General features: G+C 55.1%; 15 protein-coding genes and 1 riboswitch. Of the genes, 11 read left to right on the top strand and 4 right to left on the bottom strand.

Features of this window, described 5'->3' with window-relative positions:
• Positions 1-15: 15 nt before the first annotated feature.
• Positions 16-630, bottom strand: coding sequence for a plasmid pRiA4b ORF-3 family protein (locus ABRZ28_RS00470; RefSeq protein WP_330519233.1), 615 nt, complete (start codon positions 628-630; stop codon positions 16-18).
• 268 nt (positions 631-898) lie between these two features.
• On the opposite strand from ABRZ28_RS00470, the gene gnd reads away from it, so the two are divergent.
• The 8 genes from gnd to ABRZ28_RS00430 all read left to right on the top strand — a co-directional run bounded on the left by gnd (position 899) and on the right by ABRZ28_RS00430 (position 9,848).
• Positions 899-2,305, top strand: coding sequence for an NADP-dependent phosphogluconate dehydrogenase (gene gnd / locus ABRZ28_RS00465; RefSeq protein ID WP_319603793.1), 1,407 nt, complete (start codon positions 899-901; stop codon positions 2,303-2,305).
• 509 nt (positions 2,306-2,814) lie between these two features.
• On the top strand, positions 2,815-3,069 hold the full coding sequence (locus ABRZ28_RS00460) for a hypothetical protein (RefSeq protein WP_330519232.1): 255 nt from the start codon (positions 2,815-2,817) through the stop codon (positions 3,067-3,069).
• A gap of 113 nt (positions 3,070-3,182) precedes the next feature.
• Complete coding sequence (locus ABRZ28_RS00455; RefSeq protein ID WP_330519231.1) at positions 3,183-3,842, top strand: YjbF family lipoprotein; 660 nt, start codon at positions 3,183-3,185, stop codon at positions 3,840-3,842.
• A 9-nt stretch (positions 3,843-3,851) separates the two neighbouring features.
• Positions 3,852-4,631 (top strand): capsule biosynthesis GfcC family protein, encoded by a 780-nt coding sequence (locus tag ABRZ28_RS00450; protein ID WP_319603796.1) that lies wholly within the window; start codon positions 3,852-3,854, stop codon positions 4,629-4,631.
• Complete coding sequence (locus ABRZ28_RS00445; RefSeq protein ID WP_330519230.1) at positions 4,631-6,760, top strand: YjbH domain-containing protein; 2,130 nt, start codon at positions 4,631-4,633, stop codon at positions 6,758-6,760. Before ABRZ28_RS00450 ends, ABRZ28_RS00445 begins: the two co-directional genes overlap by 1 nt.
• Positions 6,761-7,373: 613 nt before the next feature.
• The gene (locus ABRZ28_RS00440; RefSeq protein WP_330519229.1) at positions 7,374-8,783 is read left to right on the top strand and encodes a glycoside hydrolase family 1 protein; all 1,410 of its coding nucleotides are present in this window, start codon (positions 7,374-7,376) and stop codon (positions 8,781-8,783) included.
• A gap of 235 nt (positions 8,784-9,018) precedes the next feature.
• Entirely contained in the window at positions 9,019-9,192 is a 174-nt protein-coding gene (locus ABRZ28_RS00435) for a hypothetical protein (protein ID WP_319603799.1), read from the top strand.
• 206 nt (positions 9,193-9,398) lie between these two features.
• Complete coding sequence (locus tag ABRZ28_RS00430) at positions 9,399-9,848, top strand: hypothetical protein (RefSeq protein ID WP_330519228.1); 450 nt, start codon at positions 9,399-9,401, stop codon at positions 9,846-9,848.
• A 157-nt stretch (positions 9,849-10,005) separates the two neighbouring features.
• Here ABRZ28_RS00430 and ABRZ28_RS00425 read toward each other — a convergent pair whose 3' ends face one another.
• The 3 genes from ABRZ28_RS00425 to ABRZ28_RS00415 form a co-directional block, all read right to left on the bottom strand.
• Positions 10,006-10,866 carry a GHMP family kinase ATP-binding protein gene (locus ABRZ28_RS00425; RefSeq protein WP_330519227.1) on the bottom strand — a complete coding sequence of 287 codons (861 nt, stop codon included), beginning with the start codon at positions 10,864-10,866 and terminating at the stop codon, positions 10,006-10,008.
• The gene (gene cobD, locus ABRZ28_RS00420; RefSeq protein WP_330519226.1) at positions 10,859-11,932 is read right to left on the bottom strand and encodes a threonine-phosphate decarboxylase CobD; all 1,074 of its coding nucleotides are present in this window, start codon (positions 11,930-11,932) and stop codon (positions 10,859-10,861) included. Before cobD ends, ABRZ28_RS00425 begins: the two co-directional genes overlap by 8 nt.
• Positions 11,933-12,028: 96 nt before the next feature.
• Complete coding sequence (locus tag ABRZ28_RS00415) at positions 12,029-13,087, bottom strand: NAD(P)-dependent alcohol dehydrogenase (RefSeq protein WP_319603803.1); 1,059 nt, start codon at positions 13,085-13,087, stop codon at positions 12,029-12,031.
• 545 nt (positions 13,088-13,632) lie between these two features.
• Positions 13,633-13,821: riboswitch (cobalamin riboswitch) on the top strand.
• 109 nt (positions 13,822-13,930) lie between these two features.
• Here ABRZ28_RS00415 and ABRZ28_RS00410 point away from each other — a divergent pair.
• Genes ABRZ28_RS00410 through ABRZ28_RS00400 form a run of 3 tightly spaced genes read left to right on the top strand, consistent with a single transcriptional unit; the run spans position 13,931 to position 16,961 of the window.
• Complete coding sequence (locus tag ABRZ28_RS00410) at positions 13,931-15,343, top strand: cobyrinic acid a,c-diamide synthase CobB (protein ID WP_330519225.1); 1,413 nt, start codon at positions 13,931-13,933, stop codon at positions 15,341-15,343.
• On the top strand, positions 15,340-16,305 hold the full coding sequence (gene cbiB, locus ABRZ28_RS00405) for an adenosylcobinamide-phosphate synthase CbiB (protein WP_330519224.1): 966 nt from the start codon (positions 15,340-15,342) through the stop codon (positions 16,303-16,305). Before ABRZ28_RS00410 ends, cbiB begins: the two co-directional genes overlap by 4 nt.
• An 11-nt stretch (positions 16,306-16,316) precedes the next feature.
• Positions 16,317-16,961, top strand: coding sequence for a cobalt-precorrin-8 methylmutase (locus ABRZ28_RS00400; protein WP_330519223.1), 645 nt, complete (start codon positions 16,317-16,319; stop codon positions 16,959-16,961).
• Positions 16,962-16,978: the final 17 nt, after the last annotated feature.

Raw genomic sequence — 16,978 nt, 5'->3', positions numbered from 1 at the left:
GGTATTTCCAGCCGGTTATTCCTCGTCAAGCCACGGTTGATAGCGATCGCGCGTCCAACGGGCGTAGAGCGCCAGATTGCCATTGACTTCCTCGGCATCAAATTCCTCAAAGATATCCGGCGCGATTTCCAGTAATTCAGCGGGAATGCCAAGCCATTCCAACGTTTCTTCATAATCTTCATGCGTCGGATCCTGAAGAATGCCGAGCAGATTTTCATAACCCGGCACGCCGCCGCAATCTTCCGGCGGGCAAACGCGCTCACCTCCCAGACAAAACAGGAAACCATCAAACTCATCGGGTATGTAGTTATTGTTTTCTAAAATGATTTCATGTTCCCAACCGTCGCCAAAATCATAGGTATAAAGCAGCTTGTTGCTTTTGCGTTTCAGCAGTTCGTTAAGGCGATAGAAACCCTCGTCTTCACCCTGTGACGCATCCTCCGGGTGTTCGGTAAAGCGTTTTTTGCTGAAAATAAACTCATGAAAGTGACTGTCTTCCCAACCCATCACGATTTGCAGAACATCGTGCAGGCGGTCGAGGGTGATGGCGGCCGGAACCACAAACCGTCGCCAGATGGCGGGCGTTGTGCCGATAAGGCTGACTTTTAGCTGATAAAATTTTGTACTCATACCTGATCTCCTTCTTTGTATTGCAGGGGGATTGGTTTAAGCGGGGATAAGCCCTTCACCGTTAACAGCGTATTATGACAGCGCATAGCATATCGACAAACCACGAAATAAAAAACGTAGCTCTTTGTTGCCGATTAACTAAGCCTGCTATCAAACCAATTACTATTCACCTGCCGTAAGCTGAGTTACCATGTGGCCCTGCTTTTGATTGCCGGCGGGGAATGATGAGCATCGCTGGCAGGTTATCCTTCAGACAGGAGTTGCTTTAATGTCCAAACAGCAAATTGGCGTTGTCGGTATGGCGGTGATGGGGCGCAATCTGGCGCTCAATATTGAAAGCCGTGGCTATACCGTTTCCATTTTTAACCGCTCTTCAGATAAAACTGACGAAGTGATTGCAGAAAATCCGGGTAAAAAACTGGCGCCTTACTATACCGTTGAAGAGTTTGTCGCATCCCTGGAAAAGCCGCGTCGTATTCTGCTGATGGTTAAAGCTGGAGAAGCGACCGATAAAACCATTGCCTCGCTGAAGCCCTATCTGGAGAAAGGCGATATCCTGATCGACGGTGGCAACACCTTCTATAAAGATACCATTCGCCGTAATCGGGAACTGTCCGCTGAAGGATTCAATTTCATCGGCACCGGCGTTTCCGGTGGTGAAGAGGGCGCGCTGAAAGGCCCTTCTATTATGCCTGGCGGTCAGAAAGAAGCCTATGAGCTGGTGGCGCCGATTCTGGAGAAAATCGCCGCTCGCGCCGATGGCGAAGCTTGCGTCGCTTATATTGGCGCCGATGGCGCGGGCCACTACGTCAAAATGGTGCATAACGGCATTGAATACGGCGATATGCAGTTGATTGCCGAAGCCTATGCGCTGCTGAAACATGGCCTGAATCTTTCCAACGACGAATTGGCCAAGACTTTCGCCGAATGGAATAAAGGTGAACTCAGCAGTTACCTGATTGATATCACAAAAGATATTTTCACCAAGAAGGACGATGAAGGCCACTATCTGGTCGATGTGATTCTGGATGAAGCGGCGAATAAGGGCACGGGAAAATGGACCAGCCAGAGCTCGCTGGATCTGGGCGAACCCTTGTCCCTGATTACGGAATCCGTTTTCGCGCGTTATATTTCTTCTCTGAAAGATCAACGCGTCGCCGCATCAAAAGTGCTGAGCGGGCCGCAGGCCGAACCCTTTGCCGGCGATAAGTCCGAATTCATTGAAAAAGTGCGCCGTGCACTGTATTTGGGGAAAATCGTCTCTTATGCGCAGGGTTTCTCCCAGTTGCGGGCCGCATCTGAAGAAAATGATTGGCATCTTAACTACGGCGAGATCGCGAAGATTTTCCGCGCGGGCTGCATTATTCGAGCGCAATTCCTGCAAACCATCACCGATGCCTATCAGCAGGATGCCGATATCGCCAACCTGCTGCTGGCGCCGTATTTCAAGCAAGTGGCGGATGAATACCAGCAGGCACTGCGCGATGTGGTGGCCTACGCTGTGCAACATGGGATCCCGGTTCCGACGTTCTCTGCCGCTATTGCTTATTACGATAGCTATCGTTCCGCGGTATTGCCTGCTAACCTGATTCAGGCGCAGCGCGATTACTTTGGCGCGCATACCTATAAGCGCATTGATAAAGAAGGCGTATTCCATACCGAGTGGTTAGAATAATCGCGCTGAAGCGTTCAGCCCGCCGTCCCCCGCACGCTATCGCGGCGCGGCGGCATGTAAGCCGTCTGCGTGGACACGGCGGGGATAGCGCAACAACGATGTACCTGCCGGGCTGTGTCATCAATTAGCGCCAGATTAGGAAATATCTGGCGTTTTTGTTTTAAAGAAAAATTTGCACGCATTATTATGATCAATATGGCATTTTTTCTTTTTATCTTGTCAATTTAGTTAAAGATATCTATTTTTTTACTGGGATCTCCGTTGTCTGGTGTGTATGGATCTTGCTATTTTTTATAATGTTGCAAGAATTAGGCTTGGGGATGATGGTGTTTGGAATAGTTGTTAGCGCCATATACCTGTAACTCATGGCTGGGAGGATCCCAGTATCGGCAGGTCAATGGTAGAACAGGATGTTTTTACTATCGCTCCTGCCGGAATGAAGGACGGGGTATGGTCGTACTGACGATGCCTCACCCTGAAGTACTTCATGTTCAAAAAAGGAAATTGTAATGAAAAAAGCATTAATCACACTGGCTGCCGTGTTGGCCCTGTCGTCAAATGCGTTTGCAGTTGATGGTGTTTCTAGCGGTACTGCCGCGGGTTCCGCGGGAGCCGCTGGCGGCGCAGCAGCAGGCACTACTGCTATCGTTGCCGTTAGTGTTGCCGCGGCAGTTGCGGCCGGCATTGCCGTTGCCGTTGCTAATGACGATGATAATGGTGGTGCAGGTACTGCTACCTCTACCACTAATAGCACTACAAAGTAATATTGTGTTGACCACAAGGCCACTTCGGTGGCCTTTCTTTTACCTGATTATTACGCTGTTCAGCGAGAATTCATTCAGTGATAAAAATAAAACGAATGACGGCAGTAAAACGAATGGCAAAAATGAAGATGCTGATTGCCATGCCTATTTTATCCATTCTTCTGACCGGTTGTTCTCAGAAGATGGAGTCGTTGGGAAAAACGGCAAAGCTGGCCTTTCTGGGTCAGGACGATACGCAGGTTAGCGCGCAGCAGGTCGCTAATGTCCCTTATGCTTCCGCTTATCTCAAAGTCGGTAAGGCGCCTCAGGCTTTTGTCGTGCTGGCATTTGCTGAACAACAGCAGTTGAAATGGATTGCCGCAGACAAAAATATGGTGGTGACCCGCCACGGTCGGTTAGTCAAAACGCAAGGGTTTGGCGAGGATATTACCTATGTCGATAATCTCGCTCAGGATCCGCTGGCGCTGGGGCTGCTGAAGTCCGCGACGCCGATGAAATGGCAAACGCGTGTCGAGTGGTCGCAGGTTTTCCGCGGTGGTTATGATTTAACCTCTGTGTTCCAGCCGCGAGGCAAGGAAAGGGTACAGATTTTGAATCAATCGCGTGAATTGATTCGCTTCGATGAGCTGGTTACCGTCCCTGCATTGAATGAGACTTACACCAATAGCTTTTGGCTTGATCCGGCGAATGGCCAGGTTGTACAGAGTCACCAATATATGGGACCTGCTATGGCGCTGGTGAAATTTACCGTTTTAAAACCATACGTACAATAAGGGGCTTGAATGTTGTCACTCACTCGTATGGCGACGTTATTGCTGTTGGTTTGTGGTTCGGCGACCGCCGCCCAGCTAACCGTGAAAGATCCGCAGCAAACTATTGCGGTAGTCAAACTCGACGATGGCGCGCGTCTTGAAAAATTCTATGAACAGGCCGTATTCCCGGAAAATATCAACTGGCAAACGGCCTTGATTTCCGATTTCGCCACCACGCAGAAAGCCTATGCGCAGGGCGATGCGCTAAGGGAAAAGCTGGCGGCGCTGGAAACGCGCTGGCGTAATTCCGGTGATGGCGATCTGGCTATTTCCGCCTGGCTGCTGCGCAAAACGCTGGAGCCGATTAACGTAGCCGGCCGCATTCACACCGAACTCGATCCCGATCGCGTGCGTGTTCATATCCAGAATAACCGGCCGCTGGTCGGTGAATATGCGCTTTATATCGCGCCGTATGCCAATCACTTTTCGCTTATTGGTCTGGTAAATACCTCTGCCGACGTGGGAGAGCTGGAAACCTCGGGCAACGTCGCCCTGCGCTCCGGCTGGTCGGTTGAGCGTTACGTCTCCAGTCGGCGTCTTCTGGCGGGAGCGGATAAAAGCGAGGGATATCTGATCGGCGGTAATGGGGTATGGCGTAAGGTGCCTCTGGCGCTGTGGAATCGGCAACATATTGAGCCAGCGGCGGGGGAAACGCTGTTTATTGGTTTTGATCCTTCGGTATTGCCCGGTGACATGGCATCGCTAAACGATCAACTTGCTGACTATCTTGCAAACCGGATCCCACATTAATGATAAAGAACAGAAAGTTTAAACTGGGCTGTCTGTCGCTGGCGATCGGCGGCATCTTAAACGCCCAGGCGATGGCGGCGGATGCGACGAAAGAAAATGAAGCGACCAACGCCAATACGCGCTATCAACCGGCTGGCGTATCGCAGTCTGATTTCGGCGGCACCGGGTTGCTGCAAATGCCGACGGCCCGGATGGCCGAGACGGGAGAATTCAGCTTCAACTACCGCGATAACGAGGAGTATCGTCGCTATTCGGTGTCGTTGCAGTTATTTGACTGGCTGGAAACCACGGTGCGTTATACCGATATCCGAACGCGTCTTTATAGCGGCGATCCGGGCTTCAGCGGCGATCAGACCTATAAAGATAAGGCGTTCGACCTGAAAGCCCGTCTGTGGCAGGAAAGCTACTGGATGCCGGATGTGTCGCTGGGGTTGCGTGATATCGCCGGTACCGGATTATTCGACAGCGAATACCTGGCGGCCAGCAAGCGTATCGGGCCTTTTGACTTCACGCTGGGCGTGGGTTGGGGGAATATGGCGGAAAGCGGCAATATCAAAAACCCCGCCTGTTCTTTAAAAGAGAGCTTCTGTACCCGCACGGCGAGTACAGAGACGGGGCAATTTGAGGTTAAGAACTTTTTCCACGGTCCGGCGGCGATTTTTGGCGGCGTCGAATATCAAACGCCGTGGGATCCGCTGCGCCTGAAGCTGGAATATGATGGGAATGATTACAGCAACGAGGCTGCCGATCGCGGAAGACGGGAAAAGATAAAACAGGACTCTCCGTTTAACGTCGGCATGGTGTATCGCGTCGGCAATATCCTGGATACCACCTTGTCCTGGCAGCGCGGCAATACGCTGATGTGGGGCTTTACCCTGCGCACCAACTTTGACAGCCTGAAACCGAATCGTATTGATGACGCGCCGCCGGTTTATGCGCCGGTGAACAATGGCAAGAACACGGATTGGCAACTGGTGGCGAAAGAGTTGGATGATAAAGCCGGCTATCGCGGGGCGGATATTTATGCCGATCGCCATCAGGTTACGGTTGTCGCCGATCAGAATAAATACCGGGATAACGATGAGGCCAACCAGCGGGCGGCCACCATATTGGCGAACCATGTGCCGGAGGATGTAGCCGAGTATCACATCGTCAAACGCAATCAACGCATGCCTATCGCCAGTACCGCGGTCGACGCCAAAGCATTCCATCAGATACAGCAGGCGACCACGCCGCTGGGCCAGCCGGAGCCGGAAACGCATCGGGCGGAACCCGTCGCGGATGTTCGCGGGCAGCAGGTGTTGCGTACCGAACCGGATCGTTTCTCTTACTCGCTGGAGCCCGCTCTGACGCAATCCATCGGCGGTCCTGAGTCCTTCTATATGTATCAGGTGGCGCTGAAAGGCAATGTGGACTACCGCCTGAGCGATCACTGGACCATCGGCGGAACCGCGTCGCTGAATCTGTTGGATAACTACGACAGGTTCAACTATACAACGCCTGCTGATAGAACGACGTTGCCGCGGGTCAGAACCCGGATTCGGGAATATGTCACTTCCTCCGACGTGCTGCTCACCAACTTACAGTTGACGCGCATGGATAACCCGGCGCCGGACTGGTACAGCCAGGTGTACGGCGGCTATCTGGAGATGATGTACGCCGGCGTCGGTTCCGAAGTGTTGTACCGGCCATACGGACAAAGCTGGGCGCTGGGCCTGGATGTTAACTACGTCAAGCAGCGCGACTGGGATAACATCATGAAGACGGCGGATTACGACGTAGTGACCGGCCACTTGACCGCGTACTGGGAACTGCCGTTCGTCGAAAATGCAGTGGCCAAGGTCAGCGTCGGACGTTATCTGGCGGGCGACAAAGGGGTCACGCTCGACCTGTCCCGTCGCTTTGACAGCGGCATCGTCGCCGGCGCATTCGCCACTAAAACGGACGTCAGCTCAAGCGAGTACGGGGAAGGCAGCTTTACCAAAGGCTTCTATATCTCCATACCGTTTGATTTGCTGCTCTCCGAGCCAACCGTGAAACGGGGCTCAGTCGGTTGGGTGCCGTTAACGCGAGACGGCGGACAAATGTTGCAGCGTCGCACGTCCTTGTACGGCGTGACTTACAACTGATTAAAACCCATCATCCCCGCCAGCGTGGGAATGACTCAAAAGGATCTCCCGTCATCCCCGCCAACTACCCCGTCATCCCCGCGGTAGTAGGCGGGGATCTTCCGCTGAAACCGTATACTGTCACTGGTTGATTCCGGAATGACTCAAAAGGATCTCCCATCATCTCCGCTTACTACCCCCATCATCCCGTCAACTACCTCGTCATCCCCGCCAACTACCCCGTCATCCCCGCGGTAGTAGGCGGGGATCTTCCACTGAAACCGTATACTGTCACTGGCTGATTCCGGAATCACTCAAAAAGGTATCCAGTCATCCTCTGTCTTCGCTCCCATCCCCGCACACGGATTAACGGTGATGCTCATCACATATTATTCCGTCTGCATTTGAGTTAGCCTTAATTAGCGGATATAACTTCGCACTGAGGTCGTTATTGGGGCGTACCTGAGCGAAACCTGAGAGGGATCATGTTGTTATCGACATGATCCCTCTCAGGTTTTTTTTTACCTGTTTTCGGCCCGTCGACGATCACTCGTCATTGAATCCGACAGACAAACGAACATCAGCAGTGGGTGATGTCGTGATGACATTATCCTGATGACAAAAGGAGAGGAATATGAAGTATCAAACGCTTAAAAGTTTCCCTCAGGGGTTTTTATGGGGCGCCTCGACGTCGGCTTACCAGGTTGAGGGGGCGTGGAATGAAGACGGCAAGGGGCCGTCGGTTATTGATGCGAGAACGTCTTATCCGGAAGGCACTTCAGATTACAAAGTGGCCAGCGATCACTACCATCGCTACCAGGAGGATGTTGCGCTATTTGCGGAGATTGGCTTCAAAACCTACCGTTTTTCCATCGCCTGGAGTCGCATCATTCCCGACGGCAGCGGTGACGTTAACCCGGCTGGCATTGCGTTTTACCATAATCTGCTCGACGAACTGCTGCATTACGGCATCGTGCCGATTGTCACGATGTATCATTTCGATCTGCCGCAGACCTTGCAGGAAAAAGGCGGCTGGTATAACCGCGAGACGGTGGATGCGTTTGAACGCTTCGCCAACGTGCTGTTTGATGAATATGGCGACAAAGTGAAGTACTGGCTGACCATCAACGAACAGAACATGATGATTCTGCATGGTTCCGCATTGGGAACGTTGGATCCCAATCTGGAAAATCCGCAGAAAAATCTGTATCAGCAGAATCACAATATGCTGGTCGCACAGGCGAAGGCGATGAATGCGCTGCATAACAAAGTGCCTGATGCGAAAATCGGTCCGGCGCCGAATATCGCCCTGATCTACCCGGCGACTTCAAAACCGGAAGATGTCATGGCGGCTTTCAACTACAACGCGATCCGCAACTGGCTGTATCTGGATATGGCGGTCTATGGGCGATACAACACTACCGCCTGGCGTTACATGGAGGAAAAAGGCTGCGCGCCGGAGATTCAACCGGGAGATATGGCGATATTGGCCGCGGCGAAGCCGGACTTCATCGCATTCAACTATTACACCTCGCAAACGGTCGAGGCCAGTAAAGACGACGGCTCCGATGAAGTTGCCCGCGATGGCGACCAGCATCTTACATCGGGCGAAGAGGGCGTTTGCCGGGGTACGAACAATCCGTGGCTGCAAAAGAATGCCTTTGGTTGGGAGATCGATCCCATCGGTTTTCGCAATACGCTGCGAGAGTTGCACGATCGCTACCATTTACCGCTGATCGTAACGGAAAACGGCTTGGGGGCGTTCGACAAGCTGGAAGAAAACGACCAGATTAATGATGATTACCGTATCGATTACCTGCGACGGCATATTGAGCAAATTCAACTGGCGATTACCGATGGAGTAGATGTCTTCGGCTATACGCCGTGGTCGGCGCTGGATTTGATTTCAACGCATCAGGGCTGCTCCAAACGTTACGGCTTTATTTATGTCAACCGTGATGAGTTCGATCTGAAAGATTTGCGGCGCATCCGTAAACAAAGTTCGTACTGGTATGCGCAGGTCATTAAAAATAACGGCTTGTAGCCGTTATGGCAGAAGAGCGAGGGCGGCGCCACGCTGCCTCGCCTTGTGCGACGGCGATGTTCGGTATGTTGAAATTGACCTGGAAGCGTCAAAAATGTGTCTTGGTTGTTACATAAAATCGTAGGTGAATGTAACTAAGTATTTATTCGCCTTCTTTCAGGATGATTCTGCATTGTCTGCCGATTTTGGCCCCTCTATGATTCGCTCGTGATATCCCATCAACACTGAGGTAAACATGAGTCGTATTTTTAAAATCATTGGGGTGATTACTTTGATCACGGCGCTAAGTGGTTGTCTGTTCCCGCCTCCCGGTGGTGGTGGTGGTCACGGTGGCGGCCATGGCGGTGGTCATGGCGGCGGCGGGCCTGGTTTCCAGGACATGCGCGGCAGTCAAATGGGACCACGTTAAGTTTTTGTTCACCACACCAGGCATGAATACCATCCACAGGCAGGTTTCCCCTGCCTGTTTTTGTTATCCCTTCAGCTTACCGCGTTTTGCCTTTATTACTCCGCGCCGTTATCAATAACGCTGCTAACGCAATGATAACGATGTTATTATTCGTTTCGCTATCATTACCTTCAAAATAACGATTGTCTGAATACAGGAACAGAATCATGCAAAAATTACGTTATATACTCGGCCTGATCGTGATGCTTTCACTGTCGCAGATTGCAGGAATCGGCGGCGCTTATGCCGAAACGCCGCGACCGCCGATAGCGAATATCGTGAAAGCATACCAGGGAACGGAAGGCGCGCAGGTCTGGACATTGCGTATTGGCGAAGCAGACGAATCACAGGCGCTGGTGCAGATTACCGGAATTGATCATGACTGGAACAGCAAAATCCAGAAAATGAATGTTGAAAAACTGTCCGGCAGTACTCGCTACTGGCTGAACGTAAACGATAAGAAGTTTGTCGCGCTGATATTGAACCAGGGTTACGGCGAACTTTATCTGCCTGGCGAAGCGCAACCGGTGCAAATCGGCTACAGCAAAGACCTGTCTGATCAGGGTAATGCGGAAGCATTTCTGACCGATTATTTGCAGCAGGCGGGAAATAACTAACCCCCCGGTCGCCGGTCGACAACAATGTGCGATCCCGGCCTACTACCCGGTTAACAACGCCGTCATCCCCGCCTACTAACCCCGTCATCCCCGCGGTTAGTAGGCGGGGATCTGGTAAATAACGTATTGAGGGCCGCGTTATAAAAGGTCCGCTTCATCACCGTACGCCGCCGGCGATCATCGGCAACAAATAGTGAGTAGGATAATGCCGGGTAACGCCGCGCTGATGCAGCTGGCGGCTGACTTTCTCCACATCGTGACTGCGGCGGTCGAGCAGCAGGCCGACCACACTGCCGCTGTGCGCCACATTCAAACCATACAGTCCGTTGCTTTCCACCACATCCAGCAAATCGTTAAAAGCCGGCTTGCGCAGCGTTTGCTGACTGGCGATGGCGCTGAGGAGACAGGCTTCCCCCAACCGATAGCGGTCTTTCGCCGCCGCAGCAGCGCAGAACAGTCGCCAGGCGCGATCCAACCGGTCGGCGTGAAGCCATAACGCCCGCCGGCGATCGCGACGGTGGTAGGCTGCTGTATCCAGCGTTTGCGGGCTTTCCAGCAGCAAAATATCGATATCCGGCCGCCAGTCGCAGGCGATGGCGGTTTCGGCCGTCTGATGATCAAACAGCGTGAGTTGGCGAAAGAGCGTGCTGTCGGTGGGCTCCAACCGCACGCACAGCGCGGCAAGCGCCGCTTCATCCAGCGTTTCGCCAAGATGGCGGGCGGCGGCCAGCGCGGTCGCGGCGATATCGGCGGTGCTGCTGGCCATGCCTTTGGCGACGGGAATGGTGGAGGTGAACTCAATGCGCAAGCCGCGGGCCGTTTCCGCCGGATAGCCGAAGCGGGCGAGTATGGCTGCCAGCATGTGTCGCATGCGCGGGCGTTCATTCAGCCCCGGTTTGCCATCCGTGACCGACACGGTGCAAAACCAGTCCACCGGACAGGAGATCAGCTTTTCCCCGCCGAGGATCCAGCCCTGAATCAGTTCGCCGCAGGAAGCGGGGCAGCGCGCTTCAGCCATGGCCGAAAACCTGATGCAGGGCGGCGACGAGTCGCCTGTTATCGTCGGCGCTTTTAATGGCGACCCGATAGTCGCTGGCGCTTAGACCGGGGTAGTTGGCGCAGGAGCGAATCAGAATCTGCTGTTGCAGCAATGCCTGCTGAAGGTCGATTTCCGCTCGACGGCAGTGCAGAAAAATATAGTTGGCCGCCGGTTGCCAGACCCGAAGCTCGGGCATGGCGGTCAGTTCCCGGTAAAGCCAGCGCTGCGCGTCGGTCAGCCAGCGGCGGGTGGCGTCGATATAGGCCTGGTCTTGCAGAATAATTTCGCCGGCCAGCGCGGCGAACGCATTAATGGTCCAGGGTTCGCGCGCGCGTTTCATCGCGCTGACGGCCTGCCGGTCGCCGCTGACCAGATAGCCGAGGCGCAGACCGGGAATGGCGAAAAACTTGGTCAGCGAGCGCAGAACATACAGAGGGGAGAACGTTGATAAGTGTGGAATCAGCCCCGGCGCATCGGGGATAAAATCGATAAAGGCTTCATCAACGATCAGCGCGGTATTGCGCTTGCGGCAACGCTCGGCGATAGCCAGCACCAGGCGGGCATCGGGCATCAAACCGGTTGGGTTATTGGGCGTGGCGATAAACAGGCAATCGTACTGGGTGTTGTCGAGCGCCGCCAGCAGGCGCTCGTCGGGTTGAAAACCGTCCGCTTCCGTCATGACATAATCGTCAATCACGCAGCCGACCCGTTGCAACGCGCGGCGGTATTCGGCAAATCCCGGCGTCAGCAGCAGCGCCCGGCGCGGCTGAAGATATTGCGCCACCGCGTAAATCAACTCGGTGGCGCCGTTGCCCGCGATAATATTGCTCGCGTCACAACCGTGAACGCGGGCGAGCGCGGCGTGCAGCTCGCGGTATTCCACATCGGGATAGCGCTCCGCGCGCTCAAGCTGGCTGACTATCGCCGCTTTCAGCGACGTCGGCATACCCAGCGGATTGATATTGGCGCTGAAGTCGATAATGTCGCCGGCATCCATGCCGATCTTCAATGCCATTTCCAGTATGTTGCCGCCGTGTTCGCTCATTACGCTCTGATATCCCTGCAATAACTATGGATGTCAGCGTACCATAAGCGACGGAATGGCGGCTACGTTGCCTGTGACGCCGGGACGGGGCGAATGTTAAAAGCTCGCTTTCAACGACGCGATATCAATCACAAAGCGATAGTGTACGTCGCTTTTCAGCATACGGTCATAGGCGGTGTTGATGGACTGGATATCGATCATTTCAACGTCGCAGGTAATGCCGTTCTCGGCGCAAAAATCCAGCATTTCCTGCGTTTCCGCAATGCCGCCGATCAGCGAGCCGGCAATCGTTTTACGTCCCATCACCAGCGCGCCGCTGTGTACCGTCGGCTCAATAGGTTCAATCAGACCGACCAGGATCAGCGTCCCGTCGCGTTTCAGCGTGCTCAGGTAGGGGTTAAGATCGTGCTGCATCGGCACCGTATCGAGAATGATATCGAAGCGGTTGGCGACCGCCTTCAACTGCTCGTCATCGGTGGAGATCACCACGTGATCGGCACCCAGGCGACGCGCTTCCTGCTCTTTGCCCGGCGAGCGGGTGAACAGCGTGACGTCCGCGCCCAGCGCTTTGGCGAACTTCAGTCCCATATGACCCAGACCGCCCAATCCAACCACCGCCACCTTATCGCCCGGCCCGACGTTCCAGTGCTTCAGCGGCGAGTAGGTGGTAATGCCGGCGCACAGCAGCGGCGCGGCGGATTTCATATCCAGCTTGTCGGACAGGCGAAGCACGAATTTATCGGCAACGATAATCCGTTCGGAGTAACCGCCGAAAGTGGGCAGACCGTCGTGACGGTCAACGCCGCCGTAGGTGCCGGTCGGCCCTTCGACGCAGTATTGCTCCAGTCCGTCGTCACAGGCGTCGCAATGTTGACAGGAATCGACCATACAGCCGACGCCGACCCAGTCGCCTTCTTTAAATTGCGTGACGGATTTACCCACGCCAACCACCTTGCCGATGATTTCATGGCCGGGAACAACCGGGTAAAGGCTATTTTTCCACTCGTTGCGCGCCATATGAATATCGGAATGGCACACGCCGCAATAAACAATATCGATGACGACATCGTCTTCGCGCGGATCTCGGCGAACAAACTGATGTGGAACCAACGGGCTGGTAGCATCAAGTGCGGCAAAACCACGTATATTCTGCATAGCATTTTCCTCTTCATTTATTGCACGATATCAAGGGATGGAATTTTGGATTCAGTATGATGCATATCTCAGTTAATAGATTATGAATTTGTGATGTGCTTCGTGGTCATGGTTTTAAGCGGCGGGGGATGACAAAACTTGGCTCTTTGGCCCGGTCATAGCGGCTCGAATAGCGCGGATGTTCGCGATGATGAGAACAATAATTTGTTATTCCGGCGCGAAAATAGGCGTTGCTGAAAATAAATGTTTACCATTTTGTTGCTATGAAGGCCTGTATTGAGTTGGACGATAACCTGGTCTTACGGTTTTCATTCTCGTGAACGCCACCATCGTCGTTCGTCCGCCACTGTCGTTCCGCCAACTACCACTACGTCATCCCCGCGTCAGTAGGCGGGGAACGCCTGCTGAAACCGTGGACAGTCGTTGACTGATTCCCGCCTGCGCGGAATGACGGGTTCGAGGGGAATGAGGATCAATGTATTCAAAGCACTATAACAGATAAACAAACGTTAATGCGGTGTAAATGAAAAGATAGAAGAAAACTAAAGATTGTATCGCTGTCAGGTAAGAATCTTTCATCGGAAATGATTCTGCCGGGAAGGGGGTGAAATTCCCCCGCAGCCCCCGCTGCTGTGATGCCGACAAACCCGTTAAAGCCACTGATTCGCAGGATTGGGAAGGCGCGGGGGAGGATGACGCTAAGCCAGAAGACCGACCTGACAGCCTGTCTATATTCAACTCCTTCGGTGGGAAGCGGGTTGTCATCCGATATGCGCACCGGTAATGCCGGCTGCGCGTACGCTGTTGACGCCGCCTTTCCCGACCGAAACGTCGGGATTTTTTATGTCGAGTTTCAGTGAAAAAAAACCGGATAAGCTCGGGGCGAGTAAAAAGGCGTTTGTTATCGCCGGCACCGGGAGCGGTTGCGGTAAAACCACTGTAACGCTGGGGATCCTGCGGGCGCTGATGCGACGCGGGCTCGCCGTTCAGCCTTTCAAGGTCGGCCCGGATTATCTGGATAGCGGCTGGCACAGCGCGGTCTGCGGCGTGGCGTCACGCAATCTGGACGCCTTTATGCTGCCGACGGCGACGCTTAACGGCCTGTATAACCAGCACATGCGCCACGCCGATGTGGCGGTGATCGAAGGGGTGATGGGGCTGTACGACGGCTATGGCACCGATCCGGATTATTGCAGCACGGCGGCGATGGCCAAGCAGTTGGGCTGCCCGGTGATTTTGCTGGTGGACGGCAAAGCGGTATCCACGTCGGTGGCGGCCACCGTAATGGGCTTTTGCCGTTTCGACCCCGCGCTGACCATCGCCGGCGTGATTGTCAATCGCGTCAACTCGGCGCAACACTACGCGTTGATCCGTCATGCTATCGAACACTATTGCGGCGTGCCGGTATTGGGGCGATTGCCGGTTATGGAGGATGTGGCGTTGCCGTCGCGGCACCTCGGTCTGATCCCGGCGCAGGAGCAGGCGAACGACGATCGCCGCTGGCAGCGGCTGGCGCGGCAGGTGGAAGAAACCATTGAGCTGGATCGACTGCTGGCCTTGTGCGGCAATACGGCATCACCCGCTGGCGTTGCGCCTGTTTTACCCGATGCCGCTCTGGCCGAGGGGTTGACGCTGGCGCTGGCCGATGATGAAGCCTTCAATTTCTACTATCCGGACAACCTGGATTTGCTGGAGCAGGCCGGGGTACGGATCCAACGTTTCAGCCCGCTTTACGACTGCCGGCTGCCGGATTGCCAAATGATCTACATCGGCGGCGGCTATCCGGAAATACACGCGGCGCAGCTGGCGCGCAACACCGCGATGCATCGCGCCTTGCATGACGCGCATCAGCGGCGCATCCCGCTGTATGCCGAGTGCGGCGGCCTGATGTATCTGGGCGCCGGGCTGACCACGCCGGACGGCCAGCGCCATGCGATGAGCGGCATCCTGCCCGGCGAAAGCGCGATGGGCAAACGGCTGACCCGCTTTGGCTATTGCCAGGCGCAGGCGAAGCAAGACACGCTGCTGGCGGCGGCGGGTGAAATCCTGCGCGGTCATGAATTCCATTACTCCGATTTTTCCACTTCGCTGTCTCCCGTCTTTGATTGCGCCAAATTGCGCGACGGCGCCGTTATGCGGCAGTGGCAGGGCGGTTATCAGCTTGAACAGACCTGCGCCGGTTATCTGCATATCCACTTCGCTCAACGTCCCGGCGTACTTGACCGCTGGTTGAGCGCCGCCCGGAGGCGGTTATGACGCTAGCGGCCTGGTTCGTCGCTTTTTTACTCGACCACTGGCTGGGCGATCCGCCGCATTGGCCGCATCCGGTGCGCTGGATCGGTAATTTTATCACCTGGCTGCAAGACGGCATTCGCGCTCGTTGTCGCAGCGAACGGGCGCTTAAGCTCGGCGGCGGATTGCTGTGGCTGGCGGTGGTGGGCGTCACCTGGGCGGTAAGCTGGGGCGTGCTGGCGCTGCTGACGTCGATTCATCCGTGGCTCGGCTGGCTGGCGCAAGTATGGATGATTTATACCTGTCTGGCGGGGCGTTGTCTGAGCGATGCGGCGCTGACGGTTCACCGCGCATTGCGACAGGGTACGCTGGCGGAGAGTCGTCGCCAGCTTTCATGGATCGTCGGGCGCGATACCTCGCAGCTTGAGAAACCGCAAATCACCCGCGCGGTGGTGGAAACCGTTGCCGAGAACAGCATTGACGGCGTGATCGCGCCGCTGTTTTTCCTGCTGATCGGCGGCGCGCCGCTGGCGATGGCCTACAAAGCGGTGAATACCCTGGATTCGATGGTCGGCTATAAGAACCAAAAATATCGGGCGATTGGCTATGTTTCCGCCCGCATGGACGATCTGGCCAATTATCTGCCCGCGCGGCTTGGCTGGCTGCTGCTGAGCGCCGCCGCCTGGCTGCTGAGAGAAGACTATCGCCAGGCGTGGCGCATCGGCTGGCGCGATCGCCGCCGTCATGCCAGTCCCAACTGCGCCTGGTCGGAAGCGACGGTAGCCGGCGCATTGGGCGTACGGCTCGGCGGCCCCAATAATTATTTCGGCGAGCGGGTGGAGAAGCCCTGGATCGGCGATGAACGACGAGAGATCGCGTTGAGCGATATCCCGCGCAGCATCAGTCTGATGAAGGTGGCTTCTTTGCTGGCTTTACTGTTGTTTAGCGCCGCGTATTTTCTGCTGTCGGTCACACTGACGGGATAAGGAACAGAGAGATGAACTATCTTCAGCAACCGCAGGATATCGAGCGGCAAAGTTTTGTCATTATCGGCGACATCATCGCCAGCGAACATCCGGACTACCGTTTCGCCGATGCGGAGCAGGAAGCGGTGATTAAGCGCGTGATCCACACCACGGCGGATTTCGACTGGCTGGATACCTTGCATTTCTCGCCGGATGCGGTGGCGCGGATCGCCGACGGCCTGCGCGCCGGCTGTACGCTGTACACCGATACCACCATGGCGCTGTCGGGCATCAACAAAACCCGGCTGGCGAAACTGGGCTGCGAGTGCCGCTGCTTTATCAGCGATGCGCGCGTGGTCGCGCGGGCGCAGGCCGAAAACATGACGCGCTCGATGGCGGCGGTGGATGTGGCGCTGGAAGAGCCGGGCCGCAAGCTGTTCGTGTTCGGCAATGCGCCCACCGCGCTGTTTCGGCTGTTGGAGCATACGGCGGAAAAACCGGACTCGGCGCTGGCGGTTATCGGCGTGCCGGTCGGCTTTGTCGGGGCGGCGGAATCGAAAGCGGCGCTGATCGACAGTCCGCTTGCCCACATCGCCGCGCGCGGGCGCAAAGGCGGCAGCAATGTGGCGGCCGCCATCGTCAACGCCATTCTATATCGTCTGCGGGAGAGCCAGTGAACGCCGATTCGCAAAAG

This window comes from Brenneria sp. g21c3 (assembly GCF_040240345.1).
In the GTDB taxonomy this organism is placed as follows: Bacteria; Pseudomonadota; Gammaproteobacteria; order Enterobacterales; family Enterobacteriaceae; genus Brenneria.
The sequence above is the reverse complement of the archived record's forward strand: the minus strand, read 5'-3'. Positions and strand labels throughout refer to the sequence as shown.

Bases quoted from the DNA above. Each gene is read 5' to 3' on its own strand.
- ABRZ28_RS00470 (WP_330519233.1), bottom strand. From the start codon at position 630: ATGAGTACAAAATTTTATCAGCTAAAAGTCAGCCTTATCGGCACAACG.
- gnd (WP_319603793.1), top strand. From the start codon at position 899: ATGTCCAAACAGCAAATTGGCGTTGTCGGTATGGCGGTGATGGGGCGC.
- ABRZ28_RS00460 (WP_330519232.1), top strand. From the start codon at position 2,815: ATGAAAAAAGCATTAATCACACTGGCTGCCGTGTTGGCCCTGTCGTCA.
- ABRZ28_RS00455 (WP_330519231.1), top strand. From the start codon at position 3,183: ATGGCAAAAATGAAGATGCTGATTGCCATGCCTATTTTATCCATTCTT.
- ABRZ28_RS00450 (WP_319603796.1), top strand. From the start codon at position 3,852: ATGTTGTCACTCACTCGTATGGCGACGTTATTGCTGTTGGTTTGTGGT.
- ABRZ28_RS00445 (WP_330519230.1), top strand. From the start codon at position 4,631: ATGATAAAGAACAGAAAGTTTAAACTGGGCTGTCTGTCGCTGGCGATC.
- ABRZ28_RS00440 (WP_330519229.1), top strand. From the start codon at position 7,374: ATGAAGTATCAAACGCTTAAAAGTTTCCCTCAGGGGTTTTTATGGGGC.
- ABRZ28_RS00435 (WP_319603799.1), top strand. From the start codon at position 9,019: ATGAGTCGTATTTTTAAAATCATTGGGGTGATTACTTTGATCACGGCG.
- ABRZ28_RS00430 (WP_330519228.1), top strand. From the start codon at position 9,399: ATGCAAAAATTACGTTATATACTCGGCCTGATCGTGATGCTTTCACTG.
- ABRZ28_RS00425 (WP_330519227.1), bottom strand. From the start codon at position 10,866: ATGGCTGAAGCGCGCTGCCCCGCTTCCTGCGGCGAACTGATTCAGGGC.
- cobD (WP_330519226.1), bottom strand. From the start codon at position 11,932: ATGAGCGAACACGGCGGCAACATACTGGAAATGGCATTGAAGATCGGC.
- ABRZ28_RS00415 (WP_319603803.1), bottom strand. From the start codon at position 13,087: ATGCAGAATATACGTGGTTTTGCCGCACTTGATGCTACCAGCCCGTTG.
- ABRZ28_RS00410 (WP_330519225.1), top strand. From the start codon at position 13,931: ATGTCGAGTTTCAGTGAAAAAAAACCGGATAAGCTCGGGGCGAGTAAA.
- cbiB (WP_330519224.1), top strand. From the start codon at position 15,340: ATGACGCTAGCGGCCTGGTTCGTCGCTTTTTTACTCGACCACTGGCTG.
- ABRZ28_RS00400 (WP_330519223.1), top strand. From the start codon at position 16,317: ATGAACTATCTTCAGCAACCGCAGGATATCGAGCGGCAAAGTTTTGTC.